This is a genomic window from Streptomyces prasinopilosus (genome assembly GCF_001419695.1).
GTDB lineage: Bacteria > Actinomycetota > Actinomycetes > Streptomycetales > Streptomycetaceae > Streptomyces > Streptomyces prasinopilosus.
In genome coordinates this window covers 1-7,364 of the sequence record NZ_LIRG01000556.1, presented here as the reverse complement: position 1 = coordinate 7,364, position 7,364 = coordinate 1, and the positions used below count along the sequence as shown (strand labels likewise).

Annotated in this window: 8 protein-coding genes; 5 read left to right on the top strand and 3 right to left on the bottom strand. The window is 72.6% G+C overall.

From position 1 onward, the window contains the following. Nucleotides 1–37: 37 nt before the first annotated feature. Nucleotides 38–676 (bottom strand): HD domain-containing protein, encoded by a 639-nt coding sequence (locus AOK18_RS21970; protein ID WP_055695467.1) that lies wholly within the window; start codon nucleotides 674–676, stop codon nucleotides 38–40. Nucleotides 677–777: 101 nt separating this feature from the next. On the opposite strand from AOK18_RS21970, the gene AOK18_RS21965 reads away from it, so the two are divergent. Both AOK18_RS21965 and AOK18_RS21960 read left to right on the top strand, forming a co-directional pair. Then, nucleotides 778–1,791 carry a GlxA family transcriptional regulator gene (locus tag AOK18_RS21965; protein WP_079105128.1) on the top strand — a complete coding sequence of 338 codons (1,014 nt, stop codon included), beginning with the start codon at nucleotides 778–780 and terminating at the stop codon, nucleotides 1,789–1,791. Between the two features lie 127 nt (nucleotides 1,792–1,918). Then, nucleotides 1,919–2,581, top strand: coding sequence for a DUF6518 family protein (locus AOK18_RS21960; protein WP_055695466.1), 663 nt, complete (start codon nucleotides 1,919–1,921; stop codon nucleotides 2,579–2,581). Between the two features lie 54 nt (nucleotides 2,582–2,635). Here AOK18_RS21960 and AOK18_RS21955 read toward each other — a convergent pair whose 3' ends face one another. Further along, entirely contained in the window at nucleotides 2,636–3,535 is a 900-nt protein-coding gene (locus AOK18_RS21955; RefSeq protein WP_055695465.1) for a D-alanyl-D-alanine carboxypeptidase family protein, read from the bottom strand. A 267-nt stretch (nucleotides 3,536–3,802) separates the two neighbouring features. Between AOK18_RS21955 and AOK18_RS21950 the strand changes: the two genes are divergently transcribed. Continuing rightward, on the top strand, nucleotides 3,803–4,456 hold the full coding sequence (locus AOK18_RS21950) for a GntR family transcriptional regulator (protein WP_055695464.1): 654 nt from the start codon (nucleotides 3,803–3,805) through the stop codon (nucleotides 4,454–4,456). Next, nucleotides 4,453–5,805 carry an MFS transporter gene (locus AOK18_RS21945; RefSeq protein ID WP_055695463.1) on the top strand — a complete coding sequence of 451 codons (1,353 nt, stop codon included), beginning with the start codon at nucleotides 4,453–4,455 and terminating at the stop codon, nucleotides 5,803–5,805. The genes AOK18_RS21950 and AOK18_RS21945 overlap by 4 nt, the downstream gene beginning before the upstream one ends. 91 nt (nucleotides 5,806–5,896) lie before the next feature. On the opposite strand, the gene AOK18_RS21940 is transcribed toward AOK18_RS21945, so the two are convergent. Then, on the bottom strand, nucleotides 5,897–6,721 hold the full coding sequence (locus AOK18_RS21940; RefSeq protein ID WP_055571735.1) for a maleylpyruvate isomerase family mycothiol-dependent enzyme: 825 nt from the start codon (nucleotides 6,719–6,721) through the stop codon (nucleotides 5,897–5,899). Nucleotides 6,722–6,938: 217 nt separating this feature from the next. Between AOK18_RS21940 and AOK18_RS21935 the strand changes: the two genes are divergently transcribed. Further along, a partial coding sequence (locus AOK18_RS21935) for a nitrilase-related carbon-nitrogen hydrolase (protein ID WP_276205362.1) occupies nucleotides 6,939–7,364 on the top strand: 426 nt, incomplete at its 3' end.

Below are 7,364 nucleotides of genomic sequence, written 5' to 3'. Positions count from 1 at the left end.
CGGGGACCGGCCGGTCCCCGGCGGGCGGGGGCCGGGATCATTCGGCCCAGGCGGAGTTCTTGATGACCTCGACGAAGTCGCCGCGGACGAACCCGGGCACGTAGTGGGCGAGCACATCGGCCTTGACGTTGCCGAACGTCGTCTCGGGGCGGTCCTTGATGCCCTCGGTGAACGCGGCCAGGATCCGGTTCTTGAAGTCCGGGCGGGGATGGGCCTCCACCACGGCCGCACGCTGTTCGTCGGAGACCGCGTGGTAGCCGATGCCCAGGACGTCCAGTTCCACCCCCCGGGTGAGCAGGGCGATCTCGGGGGCCATGTGCAGGGGGATCTCCGGCGTGGTGTGCAGGGCGATCGCCGTCCAGACCCGGTCGGCCTCCTCGCCGGTGACGCCGTGGGCGTGCAGGAACCGCCGTGCCTCGTCGGCACCGTCGATCTCGAAGCGCTGGTCGGTGCGGCGGAACCGCTCGGTCAGGCCCAGGTCGTGGAACATCGCCCCGACGTACAGCAGCTCCGGGTCGAACGAAAGCCCCTGCTCGCGCCCGCGCAGCGCCGCCCAGAGGAACACGCGCCGGGAGTGGTCGAACAGCAGCGGTGAGGCCGCCTCACGGACCAGTTCGGTCGCCTCCCGCGCCAGAGCGCTGTCCGGGATCCGCACGTCCGCGATGGTCTCGCTCATGGTCTCTCTCCACTTCCTCGTCTCGGGGACCGGCTTCCAGGGTCCCCCGGCGCGTACCCTGGCGCCATGTCCTTCCTGACAGAGAAACCACAGATCCGGACATGACGCACCGGGTGGGCTTCGTGGTGTTCGACGGGGTGACCCTGCTGGACGTCAGCGGTCCCGCGGAGGTCCTGCACCAGGCGGGCCGGCTCGGCCACCCCTACGACCTGGTCATGATCTCGGCGGGCGGCGGAGAGGTCAGGACCTCGACCGGGATGCCGCTGAGCGGCACCGTGACGGCGGCCGGGGCCGGACGGGTCGACACGGTGCTGGTGGCCGGGGGCGACCGCCTGGCCGAGCAGCCGGTGGACGCGGAACTGCTGGCGACGACCCGGGCGGTGGCCGAGCGGGCGACGCGGGTCGCCTCGGTGTGCACCGGCGCCTTCGTCCTGGCCGGACTCGGTCTGCTCGACGGGCGCCGGGCGGCCACCCACTGGCGGCACGCCGGCACGCTCGCCCGCCGTCACCCCCGGGTGCGCGTCGAGCCGGACGCGATCCACGTCCGCGACGGGCGGTTCGTCACCTCCGCGGGCATCAGCGCGGGCATTGACCTGACCCTGGCCCTGGTCGAGGACGACCACGGGGCCGGCGCGGCCCGCCGTATCGCCCGCGAACTGGTGGTCTTCCTGCGGCGTCCGGGCGGGCAGTCACAGTTCACCACTCCCGCGCCCGCGCCCGCGCGCGACGGCCTCCTGCGGCCCCTGATCGACTCCGTGCTGGCCGACCCGGCCGCCGACCACGACCTGCCGTCCATGGCCCGCGCCGCGGCCGTCAGCCCTCGGCACCTGACCCGGCTCTTCCACGCGGAACTGGGCACCACCCCCGCCCGCTGGGTCGAGCGGGTCCGTCTCGACCATGCCCGCAGGCTCCTCCTCGACGGGCACAGCGTCACCTCGGTGGCCCGGCACAGCGGCTTCGGCAGCGACGAGACCCTCCGCCGCGTCTTCCTGCGCCACCTCGGCACCACCCCCACCGCCTACCGCCAGCGCTTCACCTCCACCTCCGCCTCCACCGGCACGGCCCGGGGCGCGTTCCCCGGGGCCGGGGACGCGGTGGGGCACCGCGGAGCCTGACCGCAGGCCCCGCAGGTCCCCGCCGACAGGAGCGACGGCGTCGAGAGCGGCCTTCCACCGCGGCCCGGGCGGGTGTATGCACCGCGCGTATACATAGTGCGTATACCCCGTGTGTATAGTGCCGGGCATGACCACCGCGACCACCTCCCACCGGGACGTCCCCGGCACCGGCACCGCCCCCGGCACCGGTGCCGTCCTCGCCGCGACCGCGGCCTTCGGGCTGCTGCTCGGCTGGGCGACGTACGCCCTGCACGGGACGACCCCCCTGCTGGAGCGGGCGACCAACTCGGTGTCCACCTGGATCCTGTGGACCGCCGCGGCCGGAGCACTGATCCGCGGCCGGTCGCTCGCCGCCTGGTGCGGGGCGTTGATGATGCTCGCCACCTGCGGCGGTTACTACGCGGCGTCCACGCTCGGGGACGACTTCGGGGCTGGGGGCCTCGGCACCGCCGCCGTGTGGTCGGTGGCGGGGCTGGCCGGCGGGCCCCTGCTGGGGTGGGCCGGATGGACGGTGCGCCGCGGGCGCGGGAACGTGCGGGCGGTGGCCGGCGCGGTCATCGCGATGGTGGTGCTGGGCGAAGGGCTCTGGCTGGGCCTGGAACTCCGCTACTGGACGGAGGCGGCCGTCTTCCTGGCCGTCGGCGTGCTGCTCACCGCTTTCCTGACCTTCCGTCTGGCGCGTTCCCGGGAGCCCCGGTTCTGGTGGTGCGCCGTGCTCGCCCCCGTGTTCGCCGTCGCCTTCTACTGCGCCGAGAAGCTGGTCCTCGACTCCCTGATCGGAACGGTCTGACCCGCGTGCGAGGGGGCCCGCCGGTGACGGCGGGCCCCCTCGCGGCGGTGCGGGTCAGATCTGGCTGAAGCCGTAGTTCATCATCTTCTTGGCGTCCGTCTCGCGCTGGGCGGAGCCGGTGGAGGCGAGGACCGTGCCGATGACGGTCCTGCCGTTCTTCGTCGCGGCGAAGACCAGGCAGTACTTGGCCTCCGGGCCCGAGCCGGTCTTCACGCCGGTCGTGCCGCTGTAGCTGCTGAGCAGGCCGTTGGTGTTGGTCCACGGCGCCATCGTGCGGGTGCTGCCCGTCTTCGTGATGGTCTTCGCGGTGTACTTCTTCGTCTTGACGATCGCGCGGAAGTTGGCGTTCTTCATCGCACTGCTGGCGATCTTCGTCAGATCGCGCGGCGTGGAGTAGTTCTTGCCCTTGCCGATGCCGTCGAACGAGTCGAAGTTGGTGTTCTTCAGGCCCAGCTTCTTCACGTCGGCGTTCATCTTGCCGATGAAGGACTTCACGCGGGCGGCCCGCGTCGTGCCCGTACCGAACTTGTCGGCCAGCGCGTACGCCGCGTCGCAGCCGGACGGCAGCATCAGCCCGTACAGCAGCTGGCGCACGGTGACCTTGTCGCCGACGATCAGCCGCGCGGACGACGCGTTGTTCGCCACGATGTAGTCGCTGTAGGCCATCTGGATCGTGACCTTGGCGTCCAGGTTCAGGTTCTTCTGCGCGAGCACGACCTTCGCGGTCATGATCTTCGTTGTGGAACCGGTCGAACGACGGGTGTCCGCGGCCTTGGTGTAGAGGGACTTGCCGTTCGCGTTGTTCATCACGAAGCCGCCCTTGGCGGCGATCGTGGGCTTGGTGGCGGCCTGTACGGGTGCCGCGTAGAGGACGCCGGAGGCCAGCACGGCGCCGGTGGACACGGCGACGCCGACGGCTCTGCGGACCCGGATTCCCTGAATGCCGATATTCAAGTGAGGTACCCCGATTGCGTTGAATGCCCCATTGCTGCGGCCGAGTTGAGGCGCGACCGAGAGCGGCCGCACGAGTCTGACGCACGAGAGGCGCGGATGGTTGTGCGCCGGAGCGGGAAGATTTTCCGGCCGGGGCGATGGGGCGGTGCCACGGGAGGGCGGCACGGCGGGTCGGGCGGCGGTGCGGGCGAGCGGTGGCGGGGCGCGGTCGGGTCCGGATGGTGGACGGATGCATCCACGCGTACGTGTTGTATCTATCCTGTCGGCATGAATCCGGCTCCCGTGAGGCAACCCCCCGCCGCCGAACGTGTCTACACCCACGTCAAGCAGGGCGTCCTCGAACGCCGTTACGAGGGCGGCACGCTGCTGACCGAGGGGGAGCTGGCCGAAGCCGCCGGGGTCTCGCGCACACCGGTGCGCGAGGCGCTGCTGCGGCTGGAGGCCGAGGGGCTGATCCGGCTCTACCCGAAGAAGGGCGCCCTCGTCCTGCCCGTCTCCGCGCAGGAGATCGCCGACGTCGTCGAGACCCGGCTGCTCGTCGAGGAGCACGCGGTGCGCAAGGCGGTCCCCGCGCCCCCCGGGCTCCTCGAGCGCCTGGAGGCGCTGCTCGCCCGGCAGCGGGAACAGGCCGTCGCCGGTGACTTCGCCGCCGCGTCCGTCACCGACCGCTGCTTCCACGCGGAGATCGTCCGCAGCGGCGGCAACGAGATCCTCTCCCGCCTCTACGACCAGCTCCGCGACCGCCAGCTGCGCATGGGGGTCGCCGTCATGCACTCGCACCCCGACCGCATCGCGAAGACCCTCTCCGAGCACCAGGAGATCCTCGAGGCACTGCGCTCGGGCGACCCGGAGGCGGCCGCGGAGGTCGTCAACCGGCACGTGGGCTGGTTCTCCCACCTGGCCCGGGGGGAAGTGCGATGACCGGCGGGAGCACGCGGGGCGGCGGGAGCGCGGCGGGCGAGGGGAGCGCGGCGGCCGGAGCGGGCGCGCCGCCCGGGGAGCCCCCGGGCGGCCGGCGGGCCCTGGTGGTGTGGGGCATCGGCGTCTCGGTCTACTTCGTCGCCGTCATCTTCCGCACGTCCCTGGGGGTGGCCGGCCTCGACGCCGCCGACCGCTTCGGCGTCAACGCCTCCGCCCTGTCCACCTTCTCCATCCTCCAGCTGCTGGTCTACGCGGGCATGCAGATACCCGTCGGCCTGCTCGTCGACCGGCTCGGCACCAAGAAGGTGCTGGGCATCGGCATCGTGCTGTTCACGGTCGGACAGCTCGGCTTCGCCCTCTCCCCGTCGTACGGCATGGCGCTCGCCTCCCGCGCCCTGCTCGGCTGCGGGGACGCCATGACGTTCATCAGCGTGCTGCGGCTGGGCGGCCGGTGGTTCCCGGCCCGGCGCGGGCCGCTGGTCGGGCAGCTCGCCGGGCTGGCCGGCATGGCGGGCAACCTCGTCTCCACCCTGGTCCTGGCCCGGCTGCTGCACGGCATGGGCTGGACGGCGGCCTTCGGGGGCAGCGCGCTCGCCGGTGTCGTGGTGTTCGTCCTGCTCCTGCTGTTCCTGAAGGACCACCCCGAGGGCCACGAGCCGGACCGCGTCCCGCACCGGGGCGCCGCCTACGTGCGCGGGCAGATCGCCGCCTCCTGGCGCGAACCGGGGACCCGGCTCGGCATGTGGGTGCACTTCACCACGCAGTTCCCGGCGATGGTGTTCCTGCTGCTGTGGGGCATGCCGTTCCTCGTCGAGGCGCAGGGGCTGTCCCGGACCGAGGCCGGTGAGCTGCTCACCCTCGTGGTGCTGTCCAACATGGTCTTCGGGCTCGTCTACGGCCAGCTGATCGCCCGGCGGCACGGTGCGCGGATGCCGCTGGTCCTGGGGACCGTGGGGGCGACGGCCCTGCTGTGGGCGGCCACGCTGGCCCATCCGGCCGAGACGGCGCCGATGTGGCTGCTGGTGGTGCTGTGCACGGTCCTGGGCGCCTGCGGACCCGCCTCGATGATCGGGTTCGACTTCTCCCGCCCGGTGAACCCGCCGGAGCGGCAGGGCACGGCGTCCGGCATCACCAACATGGGCGGCTTCATCGCGTCCATGACCACCCTGTTCGCCGTCGGCGTGCTGCTGGACGCCACCGGCGGGAACTACGGCGTCGCCTTCGCCGCCGTCTTCGTCCTCCAGGCCCTCGGGCTCGCCCAGATCCTGCGGCTGCGCGGGCGGGCGGCGCGCAGGGAGCGGGAACGGCTGGTCGCCGCCCGGGTCGAGAGCGTGCACGTGCCGGTGTGAGCGGGCCGCGTGCCGGTGCGGGGGAGCGGGCGGGCGCCGGGGCCCGGGTGCCGTCCGGGGCCTGTCCGGCGCCCCGCTCCGCCGGCCGGTCCTACCGCGTCACCGCGAAGTGCCGCAGGATCGCCGCCGCCAGGTCCGGGTCGCCGTCCGTCTTCACCCGGTCCGACACCGCCTCCGGTGTCACCCGGCCGCACGCCAGGCGGACGTACGTCTCCCAGTCGAGGGCGAGGGAGACGGCCGGGCCGAGCGCCGGGGAGGTCTCCAGCGTGCCGCGGCCCTGGATGTCGACGCGGACGGTGCGCAGGAACTCCACGGGCCCGTGGACGTCGATCACCACGGCCGAGCTGCGCGGTGCCTGGGCCTTCTCGGCGACCACCCGCGGCAGCTCCTCGAGCAGCACGTCGCGGGCGACGTACGCGCCGGGGGAGTCGAGGTTGCCGGGACGGCCGAGGGCCGCCCGCAGGTCCTGCTCGTGCACCCACACGTCGAACGCGTGCCGGCGCATGGACTCCTCCAGCGTGAGTTCCGAACCGAGCGGGCCGCGCACCGTCCTGCCCGGTTCACGCGACTCGTTGCGCAGCTGGCGGTTGCGGCGGATGATCGTGTACTCCAGCTCGGAGGTCATCTCCGGCGCCGTGTGGTGGCGGCGCACGTCGACCTGTATCTCCATGTAGCGCTGGTGCTCGTCGGTGACGTGGAACAGGTCGCGCGGCAGCGCGTGGATCGGGCGCGGGTCGCCCAGCATCTCGCAGTCCAGACCGATGACGTGGGAGACCACGTCGCGGACCGACCACCCCGGGCACGGCGTCCGCCGGTTCCAGTCGGCCTCCACGAGCGGCTGCACCAGCTCGGATATCGCCTCGACGGAGTGGTTCCAGGCGTCGGCGTAGGGCTGGAGGGTGGGATGCAGACTCACGGAACGGGACCCCTCGGCGGTCGGTACACGGGCAGGTTGCGGCGGCGGTGCCAGTGGGCGGTTGCTGCGCTCGGCGGGCGTCTCGGGACTCCCCGGTTCTCGACTACGCTCGAACCGGGAGGGCCCCCAAGTTACGCTGCTGTGAGGCACCCCGGCAGTGCTTTCGTGTGACGATCGTAGGCCGTGCCGACGAGTCGAATGCCAGGACGGTGGTATTGTGCGCGCTTCGTTGCTCCAATTCGGCGTGAACGAGGGCGAATCGGTCGAATCCCGTCGCCGCAGGGCCGCCGCCCTGGTGCGGGAGCAGGCCGGGGCCGACCTCGTCGTCCTGCCGGAGCTGTGGACGACCGGCGCGTTCGCCCACGAGGACTTCGCGCGCGAGGCGGAGCCCCTGCACGGGCCGACCCTCGAGGCGATGGCCGCGGCCGCGCGCGACGCGGGCGTGTGGCTGCACGCGGGTTCCGTCCCGGAGCGGGCCGCCGGCGACTTTGCCGGGGACGACGGGCCGCTCTACAACACCTCGCTCGTCCTCTCCCCCGACGGGGACCTGGCCGCCGTCTACCGCAAGATCCACCGCTTCGGCTTCGACCGGGGCGAGGCCGTCCTGATGAGCGCGGGCGACGCGCTGGTGACGGTGCCGCTG

What these genes read in the sequence shown, in the direction of transcription:
- AOK18_RS21950 (WP_055695464.1), top strand. Translation starts at nt 3,803, where the DNA reads ATGAATCCGGCTCCCGTGAGGCAACCCCCCGCCGCCGAACGTGTCTAC.
- AOK18_RS21945 (WP_055695463.1), top strand. Translation starts at nt 4,453, where the DNA reads ATGACCGGCGGGAGCACGCGGGGCGGCGGGAGCGCGGCGGGCGAGGGG.
- AOK18_RS21965 (WP_079105128.1), top strand. Translation starts at nt 778, where the DNA reads ATGACGCACCGGGTGGGCTTCGTGGTGTTCGACGGGGTGACCCTGCTG.
- AOK18_RS21960 (WP_055695466.1), top strand. Translation starts at nt 1,919, where the DNA reads ATGACCACCGCGACCACCTCCCACCGGGACGTCCCCGGCACCGGCACC.
- AOK18_RS21970 (WP_055695467.1), bottom strand. Translation starts at nt 676, where the DNA reads ATGAGCGAGACCATCGCGGACGTGCGGATCCCGGACAGCGCTCTGGCG.